We start from the raw sequence: 15,518 nt of genomic DNA, 5'->3' as shown, positions 1-15,518 counted from the left end.
ACCCCGCGCCCCCTCAAGCCTTCCCCACCGCCGCCAGCGCGAAGCCGTAGATCAGCGCCACCTCCTCGAGCCGGTCGAAGCGGCCGGCGGCGCCGCCGTGGCCGGCTTCCATGTTGGTGCGCAGCAGGACCGGGCCGCCGCCGGTCATGGTCGCGCGCAGGCGCGCCACCCATTTCGCGGGCTCCCAGTAGGTCACGCGCGGATCGGTGAGGCCGCCGAGCGCCAGGATCGCCGGATAGGCCTTGGCCGCGACGTTGTCGTAGGGCGAGTACGACAGGATCGTCCGGAACGCCGCCTCGCTCTCGGCGGGGTTTCCCCATTCCGGCCATTCCGGAGGGGTCAGCGGCAGCTCGGCGTCGAGCATGGTGTTGAGCACGTCGACGAAGGGCACGTCGGCGACGATGCCGGCGAACAGCTCGGGGGCGAGGTTGGCCACCGCCCCCATCAGCATGCCGCCGGCGCTGCCGCCATGCGCGACGATCCGCTTCTCCGACGTGTAGTTCGCGGCGATCAGCGCCCGGGCGCAGGCGACGAAGTCTGAGAAGGTGTTGGGCTTCTTCTCGCGCTTGCCGTCGAGGTACCAGCGCCAGCCCTTCTCGGTGCCGCCGCGGATGTGGGCGATGGCGTAGACGAAGCCGCGGTCGACCAGGCTCAGCAGGTTGGTGCGGAACGCCGCCGGCATCAGCGTGCCGTAGGCGCCGTAGCCGTATAGCAGCAGCGGCGCCGACCCGTCGAGGACGAGGTCGCGCCGGTGCAGCAGCGAGATCGGGACCTGCTCGCCGTCGGCGGCAGTCGCGAACAGGCGCCGGGTGACGTAATCCTCCGGCGCGTGCCCGCTCGGGATGGTCTGGCGCTTGCGCAGGAGCCGGGCGCGGGTGGCGCAATCGTAGTCCCAGGTCTCCGTCGGCGTCGTCATGGACGAGTAGGCGAACCGGATCGTCGCCGTCTCGAACGCGTAGCCGGGCTGGAGGCCGAGCGAGTAAGCCTCCTCGGCGAACGCCACCGCATGCTCCTCGCGGGTCGCGAGGTCGCGCACGATGATCCGCGGGCGGGCGTTCTCCACCTCGAGGCGGACCAGATGCGCCGCGAGCACGTGCAGGTGGCGGATCATGGTGCCGGCGCGGTGCGGCACGAGGTCGGTCCAGTGCGCCCGGCCCGGGTCGGCCACCGGGGCGGTGACGATCTTGAAGTCCTCGGCGCCGTCGGCGTTGGTGAGGATGTAGAGATCCGTCCCGCGATGCTCGACCGAGTAGATCAGCAGCGGCTCGCGCGGCTGCACCGCGCGCAGGCGCCCGTCCGGCGCGGCGCGGTCGAGGAGGTGGACCTCCGAGGTCTCGTGGTCGCTCGCGGTGATGGTGAGGTAGGCGCCCGACTGCGTCGCCCCGATATGGACGAAGAACCCGGAATCGCGCTCGGTGTAGACCGCGAGGTCGTCGGCCTGGTCCGCGCCGAGGCGGTGGTACATCACCCGTGCCGGCCGGTGGTTGGTGTCGACCGCCACGTACCAGAAGCCCATGCCGTCGGCCGACCACACCGCCTCGCCGGAGGTCGCCTCGACCCGGTCCGGCGCGTCGGTCCCGGTGGCGAGGTCGCGTACGCGGATGGTGTGGAGCTCCGAGCCCTTGGTGTCTGCGCCCCAGGCCAGGCGGGCGTGGTCGTCGGAATGGGTGGCCCCGGCGATCTCGAAGAACGCCTGGCCCGCGCCCTCATCGTCGCCGTCGATCAGAATCTCCTCGGCCCCCGCGTCGTCGACGGAACCGGTCGGCCGGCGACAGATCAGCGGGTGCTGGCCGCCGTCGCGGTGGCGGTTGTAATAGGCGAACGGCCCATCCGGGGTCGGCACGCCGCTGTCGTCCTCGCGGATGCGGCCGCGCATCTCGGCGACCAGGGTCCTGCGCAGCGGCGCCGCGTCGGCGAGCGCAACCTGCGCGTAGTCGTTCTCGGACTTCAAGTAGTCCGCGATGTCCGCGGGCAGGGCTGCCGGGTCCTTGAGGACATCCTGCCAGTTCTCGGCCTTCAACCAGGCGTAGTCATCGGTGATGGTGCGGCCATGGACGACGTAGCTGTGCGGCCGGCGCGGCGCCTTCGGTGCGTCGGATGCGGGCGGGACGTGAGCCGTTTCGAACGCCATCTGAAATTTCCCGTGGAGAATCTTCGAGCCTGCGCATGTGCCGTGCGGCCCGTTCCCGGACAAGACCCGGCGTCGAAACGCTCGCGATCGGATGGTGTTGGCCGGGCGGGGCATCGCGCGGACGGGGTGCCCGGGACGAGCGCGGCCGCGCCAGGGTTTGACCAGGACGAGGGCTTGGCGAGGACGAGGGCTTGGTGCGGACGAGGGCTTGATGCGGACGAGGACTTGGCGAGGACTTGGCTTGACAGCTTTCGCCGCGAGGCTCTCGGTGGCGGGCGGCGGCGTGGCGTCCGCCGAGGGAGGCGCAATCAGAGGTAGCGATACTCGCCGCCAGCACTTCGCCCTTGAGTAGGCATCTGTTTCAGCGATGTCGGCAAGCTGAAATATTCTTCCGGATAGTTGACGTTGCGTATCCAAGCTGCCGTCGAGCAACTTGCGGCCGATCTGCAAATATCCTATTGAGATGTCGTGGCGAAAGGGGTCGCCGCATTTCACTCAGCACTTGCGGGCAGGACGACCATTGTTGCGGGAATGCCCGCATCGCACCACGAGACGTCGGGGCCGATGGTCCGCGCCGCTCGGGACGCGTCGACTGCCTCAGCGTCCAGGGGACATCGCCGAACATGAACGACACAGACACCACGGTCGATTACGTGGAACTCGCCGCCGACATCGTGTCGGCTTACGTCAGCAACAATCCGGTCCCCCCGGGCGAGCTGGCGCAGCTGATCGGCCGCGTCCACGCTTCGCTGGTGCAGGTCGCGGGCGGGCAGGTCGAGGCGGCCGCCCCCGCCGGTCCGCTGACGCCGGCCGTGCCGGTGAAGAAGTCCGTCACCGCGGACCACATCATCTGCCTGGAGGACGGCCGGACCTTCAAGTCGCTCAAGCGCCACCTGCGCGCCAAGTACGACATGAGCCCCGAGCAGTACCGCGCCAAGTGGGGCCTGCCGCCGGATTACCCGATGGTCGCACCGAACTACGCCAAGGCCCGCTCCGACCTCGCCAAGGCGATCGGCCTCGGCCAGACCCGCAACGGCAACTACGACGAAGCCGCCTGAGGCGGCCGGAGGCGAAGCCGGGGCGCACCCGGCTTCGCTCGCGCTGCCAGAGGAACGAACCTTGCACTGCCTCAGTCCTGTCCCGTGAGCGGTCTGTTCCGATGAGCGATCCCAAGATCCCCACCGACGACCTCGCCAAGGCGAACGACGTCCTGGCGGAGTGGGCCGCCCGGTCCGCGGCCGACAGCGACGGGCTGGTCGAGCGGCTCGCCGCGATGGGCTACGACGTTCGCGGCAAGTCCGAGGACGAGATCGCCGAGGTGCTGAAGCATCCGCCGACCCAACCCACGGCGTGAGCTGCGTGACGCTCCACAGCGCGCGGGCCGTCAAGTCTTGATCTAGGACGATTTTCAAGACTCTCCTGTTTCCTTCGCCGTGACGAAGATCGTTCGCGTTGGGAACAAAACATGAACAAAACCTCTCAGGCCCGGACCGCCCGCCCCGTGGCCGTGCCGCGCGCGGAGGCCGCGCTCGGGCGCGCCGGCGAGCGGCTGCTCGCGGCGCTCGCGCCCGAGGGCGCCTACGCCTTCCCGGACCCGGTCGAGGATGCGATGCTGATCGTGCGGTGCGGCGGCGGCGTCTCGCTCGGCGGCGGGCGCTTTCCCGCGGCGTCGGGCGAGCGCCTGCTGGCCGCGGACCTCGCCCACCGCGAGCCAGGTCCGCGCGGCCGCATCCTGCTGGCACCGGCCGGCCGCGCCCGCCTCAGGCGCGGCGACGCCCCGGCCGGCGAAGCGTTCCGCGGCCAGCATCTCGACCTCGTGGTGGAGGGCGAGGGGGCGGAGCGACGCCTGCGCGACGCCGCCGAGAGCCCGATCGCCTGGATGGTGCGGCGGCGCGGCCGGGACGGGGCGCCCCTCCTCGACCGGGCCTCGTTCGAGGCCGGCGAGCGCCTGCGCCGCGACATCACCACGGGCCTGATGATGCCACGAATGGGCATCGACTGGAGCGCGATCCGCGTCGACGGTTCCGGCCCGCGCGACGCCGCCGGCGCCTCGGATGCGATGATGGCGGCCCGTGCCCGGGTGGAGCGGGCGATGGCCGCGGTCGGCCACGACTTGTCGGGCCTGCTGATCGACCTGTGCGGCCACGTGAAGGGGCTCGAGCGGATCGAGGAGGAACGCCGCTGGCCGGCGCGCTCCGCCAAGGTGGTGGCGAAGATCGCCCTCGGGCGCCTCGCCGAGCATTACGGCCTGCAGCGCGAGGCGGTCGGGCCCGACCACGCCCGGATGCGGCTGTGGCGGGACCGGGCGTGACAGTTCGAGAAGACGCTTCTCGCGACGAGGTCGGTTTTCCCTCCCCCCTCTGCGGGGGAGGGTGGCCCGCGAAGCGGGTCGGGAGAGGGGAGCGACGGTGCCGGATACGGCGCTCCCCTCTCCCGACCCTCGCTGACGCGAGGCCTATCCTTCCCCACAGAGGGGGGAAGAGGGTGCATTGAAAGTGAGCTTCGGCGTCCCTGAGATTTGGACTCGATCAGGCTGCCAATCGAGCGGCGTCCCTTCTGATGCGATTCACCATCTCGCGCACGCCGTTTGAGCGTTTCGAGGTGACATGAGAGCCAAACTGCAACTGCCTGAACAATTCCAGACCATCCGTCTCGGCAGCTTTGCCAGGAGCCAGTCCGTTGTATAGGCTTAACATCAAAGCTACAAAACCACATACGATCACAGAGTCGCTAAAGCCTTGCAGCGACATCTTCGGTCCGGACGGATCGATGTCAAGCTTGGTATCGATCCAGACCTGACTTTCACAACCGCGCACTCGGTTCTCATCTGTGCGTAAGGCCTCGGGCATGGGCGGCAAGGCACGGCCCAATTCAATTAAGTATTCTAGGCGCATGTAGTCATCTTCGATGAATTCGAAGTTCTCGACGATGGTCTCGATCGGAGGCAGCATGCTCGGCCGGTTTCGTGTCGGGGGGGCGCGGGATATCCTGGATATAGGTCGCCGCCCCGGCCGATGCGAATCGCGACGCCCGCTCAGGCCGGGTCCTCGACCCGCGCCTCCGGCAGCTGCAGCCGCAGCGGATCCTCGGCGGTCGCGACGCCGGTGACCGCGATCTCGGCCTGGGCGGCGTAGGCCGCGATCAGCCGCGGCCCGAGCTTCGGGATGTTCGGCCGACCCGACTCCGCCTGGTCGCCGGCGCCGGAGACGATCGAGAGACGCACCGGTGCACCGGGGGCCGCGTCGATGTCGATGGCGATCGCGCAGGCGACGCTCTCGGCGGTGGCATCGAGGCATTCGGCGACGATCTCGGCGACGATCATGCCGAGGGCGTTGGCGGTGCGCGGCTCGACCAGGCTGGTGCCGGTGCCGCCGAGATGGACGCCGATGCGGCCGGCCCGGCGCAGCTGGCCGAGGCCGGAGGCGAGCCGGTGCAGGTAGTCGCGCAGGTCGATCGAGGCGATGTGCGGCGCCTCGTGCAGGTGCTGCTGCACCAGCGCGATCGCCCGCACCCGCTGGCCCAGCGCCTCGAAGCTGCCGCGGCAGGGCTCGGGCGCCGCGCGGCCGTAGAGCCCGATCAGGCTGACCATCACCTGGAGGTTGTTGCGGACCCGGTGGTAGACCTCGGCGAGCAGGGTCTCCTTCTCCTGCAGCGCCTCCTCGATATGCACCTCGGCATGCTTACGGTCGGTGATGTCGAAGCACGAGCCGAGATAGCCGCGGAACTCGCCGTCCTCGGTCAGCGGCCGGGCGGTGTCGAGCAGCCAGCGATAGGCCCCGTCGTGGCGCCGCAGGCGGAACTCCACGGTGAACGGCTCCCGCGCCGTGAACGCGGCCGAGACGATGCGCGCGTGGCGCTCGAAGTCGTCCGGGTGGAGCCCCGTGCGCCAGCCGGCGCCGAGCTCCTCCTCCAGCGGCCGCCCGGTGAACTGGAGCCAGCACTCGTTGTGATGGATCGCGTGGCCGAGATGGTCCGAGCGCCACATCATCAGCGGAACGTCGTCGGCGAAGCGCCGGAACTCCGCGCTGACCATGGGCGCTCCCGGCTCGCTGTCCTGACCGCCCGCACCGGCCGGCTTCGACTCACCGTTCATGATCTTCCCGATCCGCCCCTGTTCCGACCTGATGTGCGCTAGGCAAGCGCCGGTCAACGTGTCGGGCGATGGGCCGTTCCGATAGGGACGACGTCCTGTCACCCGCGCGGCCCCGCCCGGCCTCCCGGGCCGGCGGAACCGCGCGGTGGGCCGCGTCTCAGCGCGGGTCCGGCGGACCCTCGCCCTTGCCGACGAAGGGGATGCCGTCGATCGGGCATTCCTCGGTGCCGACGCCCTGCCGGGTGATGGCGCGCACCGCGTCGCGGGTGGCGTCGGGGTCCTCGATCCAGCGGCGGTAGAAGTCGTAGGGGCATTCCGACAGCCCGTGCCGGTTCTCCTTCGAGTTGATCATCCCGGTGTAGCCGCGGTGCAGCAGCTTGAAGAGGTGGTTCTCCGACTGCCCGTGCGCACGGAAGTCGCGGATCAGGAACTTCGACAGCGCCGCGTACTGGATGCCCATCTCCTCCTCGCCGCACTCGCCGAGGGTGCGCCCGTCGAAGCCGACGATCGCGGAGTGGCCGAAGTAGCTGTAGACCCCGTCGAAGCCGGCCGCGTTGGCCACCGCCACGTAGGTGTTGTTGGCGAAGGCCATCGCCTTCGACATCAGGATCTGCTGTTCCTTGGCCGGGTACATGTAGCCCTGGCAGCGGATGATGAGCTCGGCCCCGCGCATCGCGCAGTCGCGCCAGATCTCGGGATAGTTGCCGTCGTCGCAGATGATCAGGCTGATCATCAGGCCCTTCGGCCCCTCCGAGACGTAGGTGCGGTCGCCCGGGTACCAGCCCTCGATCGGCGTCCAGGGCATGATCTTGCGGTACTTCTGCACGATCTCGCCCTGGTCGTTCATCAGGATGAGCGTGTTGTAGGGCGCCTTGTTCGGGTGCTCCTCGTGGCGCTCGCCGGTGAGCGAGAACACGCCCCAGACCTTGGCCTTCCGGCAGGCGGCGGCGAAGATCTCGGTCTCCGCCCCCGGCACGGTGGAGGCGGTCTCGTACATCTCGCCCGCGTCGTACATGATCCCGTGGGTCGAGTATTCGGGGAAGATCACCAGGTCGAGGCCCGGCAGGCCGGCCTTCATCCCGACGATCATGTCGCCGATCTTGCTCGCGTTCTCCAAGACCTCGGCCTTGGTGTGCAGGCGGGGCATCTTGTAGTTCACCACCGCGACGCCGACGCTGTCGGCGCTGGACGAGATGTCTCCGTGCATCATGGCGTGGGTTCCTCCTGGCTTGGGTTCTTGCCTCCCCCGCGAGAGGGGGAGGGTGAGCTGCAGCCTAGTGGCTGATCATCCACGGCCGCGCGTTCGGAAAGCTCTTGGCGGCCGTGGGGTTGGACTTCGCCTTGGTCCCGCTGCAGCAGCCGCAGCCGGCCCCGTGCGCGGACGACTTGCGGGGCGCGTGCGCGCTGCGCTCGTTGGTGGCGAAGGCCTTGCGCCGGCCCGCATCCATGGAGGCGAGGTTCGGCGCGGTGAGGAAGGCGCGCCCGCACGCCGCCCCGCAATCGGGACAGTCGTGCGGGTCCCTGAACTGCGCCATCGGGCGCAGCACCGTGAACGGCCCGCAGGCCTCGCAAGCGTAATCGTAGACGGGCATTCGAGCGCTTTCAGGCAGGGTGCACGCGGTCTGCCGCCCGGAAGGCGCGGCAGACCCGAAGACTACAGATCCGGCGAGAGCGGCATCTGGATCGAGCCGTCGAGGAACTTCGTCGGCCCGGCAGCAGTGGGATTGATGTCGAACTCGAAGATCTTGGTCGGAATCCACAAGGTCGCGCAGGCGTTCGGGATGTCGACGACGCCGGAGATGTGGCCCTGGACCGGCGCGGTGCCGAGGATCGAGTAGGCCTGCGCGCCCGAGTAGCCGAACTTCTTGAGGTACTCGATCGCGTTGAGGCAGGCCTGGCGGTAGGCCACCGTCACGTCGAGGTAATGCTGCTTGCCGTGCTCGTCGACCGAGACGCCCTCGAAGATCAGGTGGTCGTCGAACTTCGGGGTGATCGGCGACGGCTTGAAGATCGGGTTCTTGATCCCGTACTTGGCCATGCCGTCCTTGATCAGGCTGACCTTGAGGTGGACCCAGCCCGCCATCTCGATCGCGCCGCAGAAGGTGATCTCGCCGTCGCCCTGGCTGAAGTGCAGGTCGCCCATCGAGAGGCCGGCGCCGGGCACGTAGACCGGGAAGTAGATCTTCGAGCCGCGCGACAGGTCCTTGATGTCGCAATTGCCGCCGTGCTCGCGCCCCGGCACCGTGCGGGCGCCGGCGGCCGCCGCCTTGTCCTTCGCCTCGCCCTTGAGCCGGCCCATGTGGGCGGTCGGCGCGAAGGGCAGGGTGGCCAGCGCCGGCACGCGGTTCGGGTCGGTGTCGAACAGCGCCTTCTCGCGGGTGTTCCAGGTCTCCAGCATCTTCGGGTCGGGCAGGCAGCCGATCAGCCCCGGGTGGATCAGGCCGGGGAAGCGCACGCCGGGGATGTGGCGCGACTTGGTGAACATGCCCTCGAAGTCCCAGATCGACTTCTGCGCCTGGGGGAAGTGCTCGTCGAGGAAGCCGCCGCCGTTGTTCTTCGAGAAGAAGCCGTTGAAGCCCCACTGGCTCTCGGGCTTGGCGCCGATGTCGAGGAGGTCGACCACGAGCAGGTCGCCGGGCTCGGCGCCCTCGACGCCGATCGGGCCGGAGAGGAAGTGGACGATCGACAGGTCGATGTCGCGCACGTCGTCGGCGGAATCGTTGTTCTTGATGAAGCCGCCGGTCCAGTCGTAGGTCTCGACGATGAAGTCGTCGCCGGGCTTCACCGTCGCGACCATCGGGATGTCCGGGTGCCAGCGGTTGTGCACCATGTCGTTGTCGTAGGCCGATTGCGTCAGGTCGACCTTGATCAGCGTCTCGGGCATGTCTCGACTGTGCTCCCTGTTGTTCGAAAATCCGGGGCTTGGCGCATCCCCGCCCGGCCGGCGCACCGGCCGAAACCGTTCAGCTCGCGAGCAGCTCTTTGAGCGTGTCGTCGAGGGTCTTGATGTCGTCGGGGCTGGTGCCGGGGCCGCCGGCGAAGTGGCCCCACCAGGTGTCGATGACGCGCAGCTCCGCGTTCGGCATCGACTCCGCCTCGATGCGGTTGTCCTCGGGCGGGAAGTACAGGTCGGTCGAGGCCGGCATCAGGATCGCCTTGGCGGTGATCGCGCGAAGCGCCGCCTTGGTGTCCCCGTGGAAGGTGTCGTTGGCGCCGATGTCGCCGTTCTGCCAGGTCCACAGCATCGCGAGCAGGTCGTTGGCGTCGCGCGTGTAGAACAGCCCCTCCCAGAACCCGACGAGGAAGTCCTCGAGCGAGGCGTAGCCCATGTGGGTCTTGTCGGCCTCGATCCGGTAGAAGGTCTGCGACAGGCCCCAGCCGGCATAGACCCGGCCGAAGGCGCGCAGCCCCTTGTTCGGCGGGCTCGCGTACCAGCCCTCGGCGAAGGCGGCGTCGGCCTGGAGCGCGGCCTTGGCGCCTTCGAGGAAGACGAAGTTGTGCCGCGAGCACTTGGCCGAGCCCTGAAACGGCAGGATGCGCGGGACCATGTCCGGATAGAGCGCGCCCCAATGGTAGGTCTGGAGCGCTCCCATCGACCACCCGGTCACCAGCACCAGCTTATCGATGCCGAAATGCTCGGTGACGAGCCGGTGCTGCGCGCAGACGTTGTCGTAGGCGGTGACGTTCGGGAAGCGCGGCCCGTTCCAGGGGGCCGGCGTGTTGCTCGGCGAGGACGAGAGCCCGTTGCCGAACATGTTCGGGATGATGATGAAGTACTTCTCGGGGTCGAGCGCCTTGCCCGGCCCGATCAGCCACTCGTTCTCGGTGTGCTGGCCGGAATACCAGGTCGGGTAGACGATGGCGTTGTCGCGCGCCGCGTTCAGCGTGCCGAAGGTCTTGAACGCGAGCTTGGCGTTGCGCAGCGTCTTGCCGCATTGGAGAACGTGGTCGCCGAGCTCGAAGATCTCGTAATCGGCCATGATGTCCTCGTTCAGACCGAGAGGAAGCGGGCGACCTGGGCCTCGTCGATGTCGGCGCGCAGCGATTCGTGGACGATCTCGCCGTTCTCCATGACGAGCACCCGGTCGGCGACGTCGAGGGCGAAGCTCAGGACCTGCTCGGAGACGACGATCGACAGGCCGCGCGCGTCGCGGATCTTCTTCAGGGTCCGGCCCATCTCGCGGATGATCGACGGCTGGATGCCCTCGGTCGGCTCGTCGAGGAGCAGCACCTTCGGCTTGCTCGCGAGCGCGCGGGCGATGGCGAGCTGCTGCTGCTGGCCGCCCGACAGATTGCCGCCGCGCCGTCCCTTCATCTCGAGCAGCACCGGGAACATTTCGTAGAGGTCCTGCGGCACCTTGCGGGCGCCGGTGACGGTGAGCCCGGTCTCGATGTTCTCCTGCACCGTCATGGTCGAGAAGATCATCCGGCCCTGCGGCACGTAGGCGAGACCCTTGGCGACCCGGGCGTGGCTCTTGAGGGCGCCGATCTCGGTGCCGTCGACGCGGATCGAGCCGGCCTTCACCGGCACGATCCCCATCAGGGTCTTCAGCAGCGTGGTCTTGCCCATGCCGTTGCGGCCCATCACCGCGACGATCTCGCCGGGCGCGACCTGGAAGTTCAGCCCGTGCAGCACCTCGCTCTGGCCGTAGGCGGCGTGCAGGTCCTCGACGCTTAAGATCGGCGCCGCCGAGGGGAGCGTGGTGAGCGGAGGGGCCTTGGCCAGGGGGGGATGCGCGGTCTGCAGCATGATGCTCAGTGTCCCAGATACACTTCGATGACCTTCGGATCGTTCTTGACCCGCTCCATCGAGCCCTCCGACAGGACCTTGCCCTGGTGCAGCACGGTGACCCGGTGGGCGATGTCCTCGACGAACTTCATGTCGTGCTCGATCACCAGCACCGAGCGGCCGACGATGATCTGGTTCAGCAGCTCGGCGGTCTTGATGCGCTCGCCGACGCTCATCCCGGCCACCGGCTCGTCGAGCATCAGCAGCTCCGGGTCCTGGATCAGCAGCATGCCGATCTCGAGCCACTGCTTCTGGCCGTGGCTGAGGAACTCGGCCCGCTCCAGCAGCTGGTCCTTCAGGAAGATCGTCTCGGCGATCTCGTGGATGCGCTCGCGGACCTGCGCGTCGCGCTTGAAGGTCAGCGCCCCGAACACCGAGCGCCCGCGCGGGAACGAGATCTCCAGGTTCTCGAACACGGTCAGGTCGTCGTAGATCGACGGGGTCTGGAACTTGCGCCCGACGCCGGCCTGGACGATCGCGCTCTCGGTGAGCTTGGTCAGCTCCTGGCCCTTGTACTTGATCGACCCGGCGCTGGCGCGCGTGCGCCCGCAGATCAGGTCGAGCACCGTGGTCTTGCCGGCGCCGTTCGGGCCGATGATCACCCGGATCTCGTTGGGGTCGACGTAGAACGAGACGTCGTTGACCGCCTTGAACCCGTCGAAGGAGACGGTGAGCGCGTCGACCGCCAGCAGGTATTCGGGGGCGTTCGGGTTGGCGCCGATGACGGAGCCCGGGAGGATCGCGGCGTTCATGCTGTTCTCACTCGGCCGGTGCGCCGTGGGGGACGATCGCGGGGGGCGGGGCGCGCAGACCCTTCACCCGGCGCGTCAGGCGCGGCTCGACGTGCTCGCGCCAGATGCCGGCGAGACCGTTCGGGAAGGCCAGCACCACGGCGATGAACAGCGCGCCGAGGCCGAACAGCCACAGGTCGGGGAAGGATTCCGAGAAGCTGGTCTTGGCCCAGTTGACGAGCAGCGTGCCCCAGACCGCGCCGAACAGCGACATCCGCCCGCCGACGGCGGCGTAGATCACCATCTCGATCGAGGGCACGATGCCGACGAAGGACGGCGACATGAACCCGACCTGGAGGGTGAACATCGCGCCGCCGATCGCCGCGAAGGCGGCGGCGAGGCAGAAGGCGAAGACCTTGAACCCGGCGACCGAGTAGCCGGAGAACCGCACCCGGTCCTCCTTGTCCCGCATCGCGACCAGGATGCGCCCGAGCTTCGACTTCTTCACGAACTGCGCGATCAGGATGCAGCCGATCAGCAGGCCGCCGTTGACGAAGTAGAGGATGGTGTGGGCGCCGTCGGTGCGGATGTCCCAGCCGTGCAGCGTGCGCAGGTCGGTGATGCCGTTGATGCCGCCGGTGTAGCCCTGCTGCCCGACGATCAGGATCGTCAGGATCGCGGCGATCGCCTGGGTGATGATGGCGAAGTAGGTGCCGCCGACCCGGCGCTTGAACATCGCCGCCGAGATCACGAAGGCGAACAGCACCGGTACCGCGACGACGAGGATCAAGGTCAGCGGCAGGCTCTGGAACGGCTTCCAGAACCACGGCAGCGCCGTGATCTGGTTCCAGTCCATGAAGTCGGGGATGCCCGGCGTCGACTGGATCTTCGTGTTCTCGACGCTGGACGCCTCGAGCTTCAGGTACATCGCCATGCAGTAGCCGCCGAGGCCGAAGAAGCAGCCCTGGCCGAGCGACAGGATGCCGGCATAGCCCCAGCAGATGACGAGGCCGAGGGCGACGAAGGCGTAGGTGAGGTACTTGCCAACCAGGTTGAGCCGGAAGGCGTCGAGCAGGCTCGGCAGCACGACGAGCAGCACCAAAGCCAGCACCGCCAGGCTCAGCCACTCGATCGGCTTCATGAACGGGTTGTCGTTCACGGTGACGGACTTGGTCAGGGTCTGGACGGGGTTCTTCATCGTCGAAATCCTCAGCGCCGGACCTTGAGGGTGAACAGGCCCTGCGGCCGCAGCATCAGGATGCCGACCACCGCGAGCAGGGTGAGCACCTTGGCCATCGAGCCGGAGAGGAAGAATTCCAGCGTCGACTGGGTCTGGGAGATCGAGAACGCCGAGGCGATGGTGCCGAGCAGGGAGGCCGCCCCGCCGAAGACCACGATCAGGAAGGTGTCGACGATGTAGAGCTGGCCCGAGGTCGGCCCGGTCGAGCCGATCATCGTGAAGGCCGAGCCGGCCACGCCCGCGATGCCGCAACCGAGGCCGAACGTGTAGCGGTCGACCTTCTCGGTATCGATGCCGACGGCGCCCGCCATCGGGCGGTTGGCCATCACCGCGCGGACCTGCTGGCCGAAGCGCGAGCGGTAGATCAGCAGCGCGACGCCGACCGTGATCAGCGTGGTGACCGCCATCACGAACAGGCCGTTGATCGGGATCTCGATCGAATCGGTGACCTGCACCGAGCCGATCAGCCAGCTCGGCAGCTCGACGCCGACCTCGCGCGCGCCGAAGATCGAGCGGTAGGCCTGCTGCAGGATCAGCGACAGGCCCCAGGTGGCGAGCAGCGTGTCGAGCGGGCGCTTGTAGAGGTGGCGGATCAGCGCCCACTCCACCAGCATCCCCAGCGCCCCGGAGGCGCAGAAGGCGAGGATCATCGCCAGGAAGAAGTATGCCGGGAACAGCGCCGGCAGGTAGGTCTGGAAGAAGGTCGAGCACAGGTAGGTCATGTACGCGCCGAGGATCATGAACTCCCCGTGCGCCATGTTGATCACGCCCATCTGCCCGAAGATGATCGCCAGCCCGAGCGCCATCAGCACGTAGACCGAGAACAGGATCAGGCCGGCGAAGCCCTGCATCGCGAAGATCGCGCCGAGATCGCCGAGGGAATAGTCACCGAACATCCGTGCGCTCCGAGCCGTCGGGAATGCCGGAGGGCCGTGGCCCGCCGCTTTGCGCGATCGCCGTCTCCCACCCGCCCACCTCATCCTGAGGTGCCGGAGCGAAGCGGAGGCCTCGAGGGAGCCCTCCGAAGCGCTCGGCGATCCCTGGAGCCCTCCTTCGAGGCCCACCGTCGCGGGCGCCTCAGGATGAGGCCGGGGGATGGGGGATCGTCGAAAGGCCGTCTGCAAATCGCGCGCCGCATCGGCGGCGCGCGCATGCGGCCTACTGGTAGCCCTTCGGGAACGGGTCGGGCTTGATCAGCTCGGGGCTTGTGTAGACGATCTCGAACTGGCCGTCGGTCTTGGCCTTGCCGACCCGGGTCTTCGACCACAGGTGGTGGTTCGGGTCGATCCGGACGTAGCCCTCGGGGGCGCCCTTGAACTCGAGATCGGGCGAAGCGGCGACGACCTTGTCGACGTCGAACGAGCCGGCCTTCTCGCAGGCCATCTTCCACAGGTAGGGCCCGAGATAGGCGGCCTGGGTGACGTCGCCGATGACGGTCTTCTCGCCCCACATCTTCTTGAAGTCGGCGACGAACTTCTTGTTGTTGTCGTTCTCGATCGACTGGAAGTACTTCATGCACGAGTACGCGCCGGCGATGTTGTCGCCGCCGATGCCGTCGATCTCGTCCTCGGTGACCGAGATCGTCAGAAGCACCTGCTTCGAGAGGTCGATGCCGGACGCCTTGAGCTGCTTGTAGAACGCCACGTTCGAGCCGCCGACCACGTCGGTGAAGATCACCTTCGGCTTCGTGAGCTTGATCTTGTTGATCACCGAGTTGAACTGCGTGTGACCGAGCGGGAAGTATTCCTCGCCGACGACCTTGCCCTTGAGCACGTTCTCGACGTGCTTGCGGGCGATCTTGTTCGAGGTGCGCGGCCAGATGTAGTCCGAGCCGACGAAGAAGAACGTGTCGCCGCCCTTCTCCTTGTGCACCCAGTCGAGGCCGGCGAGGATCTGCTGCGTCGCCTCCTGGCCGGTGTAGAACACGTTCTTGGACTGCTCCAGGCCCTCGTAGAAGGTCGGGTAGTACAGGAGGCCGTTGTACTGCTCGAAGACCGGCAGCACCGCCTTGCGCGAGGCCGAGGTCCAGCAGCCCATCACCGCCGCGCACTTGTCGTTGACGAGGAGCTTCTTGGCCTTCTCGGCGAAGGTCGGCCAGTCGGAGGCGCCGTCCTCCTGGATGATCTTGATCTTGCGGCCGAGGATGCCGCCGGCCTCGTTGATCTGCGCGATGGCGAGCTTCTCGGCCTGCTGGGCGCCGGTCTCCGAGATCGCCATGGTGCCGGTGATCGAGTGGAGGATGCCGCAGGTCACCTCGGTGTCGGTGACGGCGAGGCCGGTGGTGCTGACCGCCGAGGTGGCAGGCCCCGCCGCGAACGCGGTGCGCGGCAGGAGCGAAAGGGCGGGCGCGGCCGCCAGCCCCATCAGCAGCTTGCGCCGCAGGGGCGAGCGCAAGCCGCGGTCCATGCCCCGATCCAGATCGTGATCCCCGTCAGCCATCGTGCCTCACGCCTCGCATCTCGCGTCCGGCGGCTCATGGAACGGCCGCGGATCGTGGAGCGCAGGCTAGGGGCTCGGTTGCGTTGCAGCATATA

At 68.1% G+C, this 15,518-nt stretch carries 15 protein-coding genes; 3 read left to right on the top strand and 12 right to left on the bottom strand.

Annotated elements, in window-relative coordinates:
* Window positions 1-13: 13 nt before the first annotated feature.
* A complete protein-coding gene (locus MKK70_RS26395; protein ID WP_243950870.1) occupies window positions 14-2,131 on the bottom strand; it encodes a S9 family peptidase in 2,118 nt (705 codons plus the stop codon).
* Between the two features lie 623 nt (window positions 2,132-2,754).
* On the opposite strand from MKK70_RS26395, the gene MKK70_RS26390 reads away from it, so the two are divergent.
* The 3 genes from MKK70_RS26390 (at window position 2,755) to MKK70_RS26380 (ending at window position 4,442) form a co-directional block, all read left to right on the top strand.
* On the top strand, window positions 2,755-3,189 hold the full coding sequence (locus MKK70_RS26390; RefSeq protein WP_147729091.1) for a MucR family transcriptional regulator: 435 nt from the start codon (window positions 2,755-2,757) through the stop codon (window positions 3,187-3,189).
* Between the two features lie 101 nt (window positions 3,190-3,290).
* Window positions 3,291-3,485, top strand: a complete 195-nt coding sequence (locus tag MKK70_RS26385; protein ID WP_243950868.1) for a hypothetical protein — start codon at window positions 3,291-3,293, stop codon at window positions 3,483-3,485.
* Window positions 3,486-3,596: 111 nt separating this feature from the next.
* A complete protein-coding gene (locus tag MKK70_RS26380) occupies window positions 3,597-4,442 on the top strand; it encodes a DUF6456 domain-containing protein (protein ID WP_243950866.1) in 846 nt (281 codons plus the stop codon).
* A 217-nt stretch (window positions 4,443-4,659) separates the two neighbouring features.
* On the opposite strand, the gene MKK70_RS26375 is transcribed toward MKK70_RS26380, so the two are convergent.
* The 11 genes from MKK70_RS26375 to urtA form a co-directional block, all read right to left on the bottom strand.
* On the bottom strand, window positions 4,660-5,082 hold the full coding sequence (locus MKK70_RS26375; RefSeq protein WP_243950864.1) for a SufE family protein: 423 nt from the start codon (window positions 5,080-5,082) through the stop codon (window positions 4,660-4,662).
* A gap of 83 nt (window positions 5,083-5,165) precedes the next feature.
* A complete protein-coding gene (locus MKK70_RS26370) occupies window positions 5,166-6,164 on the bottom strand; it encodes a sensor histidine kinase (protein ID WP_243950931.1) in 999 nt (332 codons plus the stop codon).
* A gap of 217 nt (window positions 6,165-6,381) precedes the next feature.
* Window positions 6,382-7,434, bottom strand: coding sequence for an aliphatic amidase (locus tag MKK70_RS26365; RefSeq protein ID WP_147842655.1), 1,053 nt, complete (start codon window positions 7,432-7,434; stop codon window positions 6,382-6,384).
* 64 nt (window positions 7,435-7,498) lie between these two features.
* A complete protein-coding gene (locus MKK70_RS26360) occupies window positions 7,499-7,816 on the bottom strand; it encodes an FmdB family zinc ribbon protein (protein ID WP_147726951.1) in 318 nt (105 codons plus the stop codon).
* Between the two features lie 62 nt (window positions 7,817-7,878).
* Window positions 7,879-9,108: a formamidase gene (gene fmdA / locus MKK70_RS26355; RefSeq protein ID WP_147726952.1), complete on the bottom strand. Its 1,230-nt coding sequence runs from the start codon at window positions 9,106-9,108 to the stop codon at window positions 7,879-7,881.
* A 79-nt stretch (window positions 9,109-9,187) separates the two neighbouring features.
* Window positions 9,188-10,204 carry an alpha/beta fold hydrolase gene (locus MKK70_RS26350; protein ID WP_243950862.1) on the bottom strand — a complete coding sequence of 339 codons (1,017 nt, stop codon included), beginning with the start codon at window positions 10,202-10,204 and terminating at the stop codon, window positions 9,188-9,190.
* 11 nt (window positions 10,205-10,215) lie between these two features.
* A complete protein-coding gene (gene urtE / locus MKK70_RS26345; RefSeq protein WP_243950929.1) occupies window positions 10,216-10,905 on the bottom strand; it encodes an urea ABC transporter ATP-binding subunit UrtE in 690 nt (229 codons plus the stop codon).
* A gap of 74 nt (window positions 10,906-10,979) precedes the next feature.
* Entirely contained in the window at window positions 10,980-11,765 is a 786-nt protein-coding gene (gene urtD / locus MKK70_RS26340; protein WP_147726955.1) for an urea ABC transporter ATP-binding protein UrtD, read from the bottom strand.
* Between the two features lie 7 nt (window positions 11,766-11,772).
* Complete coding sequence (urtC, locus tag MKK70_RS26335; RefSeq protein ID WP_147726956.1) at window positions 11,773-12,942, bottom strand: urea ABC transporter permease subunit UrtC; 1,170 nt, start codon at window positions 12,940-12,942, stop codon at window positions 11,773-11,775.
* Window positions 12,943-12,953: 11 nt separating this feature from the next.
* The gene (gene urtB, locus MKK70_RS26330; RefSeq protein WP_147842653.1) at window positions 12,954-13,880 is read right to left on the bottom strand and encodes an urea ABC transporter permease subunit UrtB; all 927 of its coding nucleotides are present in this window, start codon (window positions 13,878-13,880) and stop codon (window positions 12,954-12,956) included.
* 262 nt (window positions 13,881-14,142) lie between these two features.
* The gene (gene urtA / locus MKK70_RS26325) at window positions 14,143-15,390 is read right to left on the bottom strand and encodes an urea ABC transporter substrate-binding protein (RefSeq protein ID WP_147842652.1); all 1,248 of its coding nucleotides are present in this window, start codon (window positions 15,388-15,390) and stop codon (window positions 14,143-14,145) included.
* Between the last annotated feature and the right edge of the window lie 128 nt (window positions 15,391-15,518).

The sequence above is a fragment of the Methylobacterium sp. E-041 genome, from assembly GCF_022829665.1.
Classification (GTDB): domain Bacteria; phylum Pseudomonadota; class Alphaproteobacteria; order Rhizobiales; family Beijerinckiaceae; genus Methylobacterium.
Note: the sequence above shows the minus strand (reverse complement) of the source record. Positions and strands in the feature narration are given on the sequence as shown.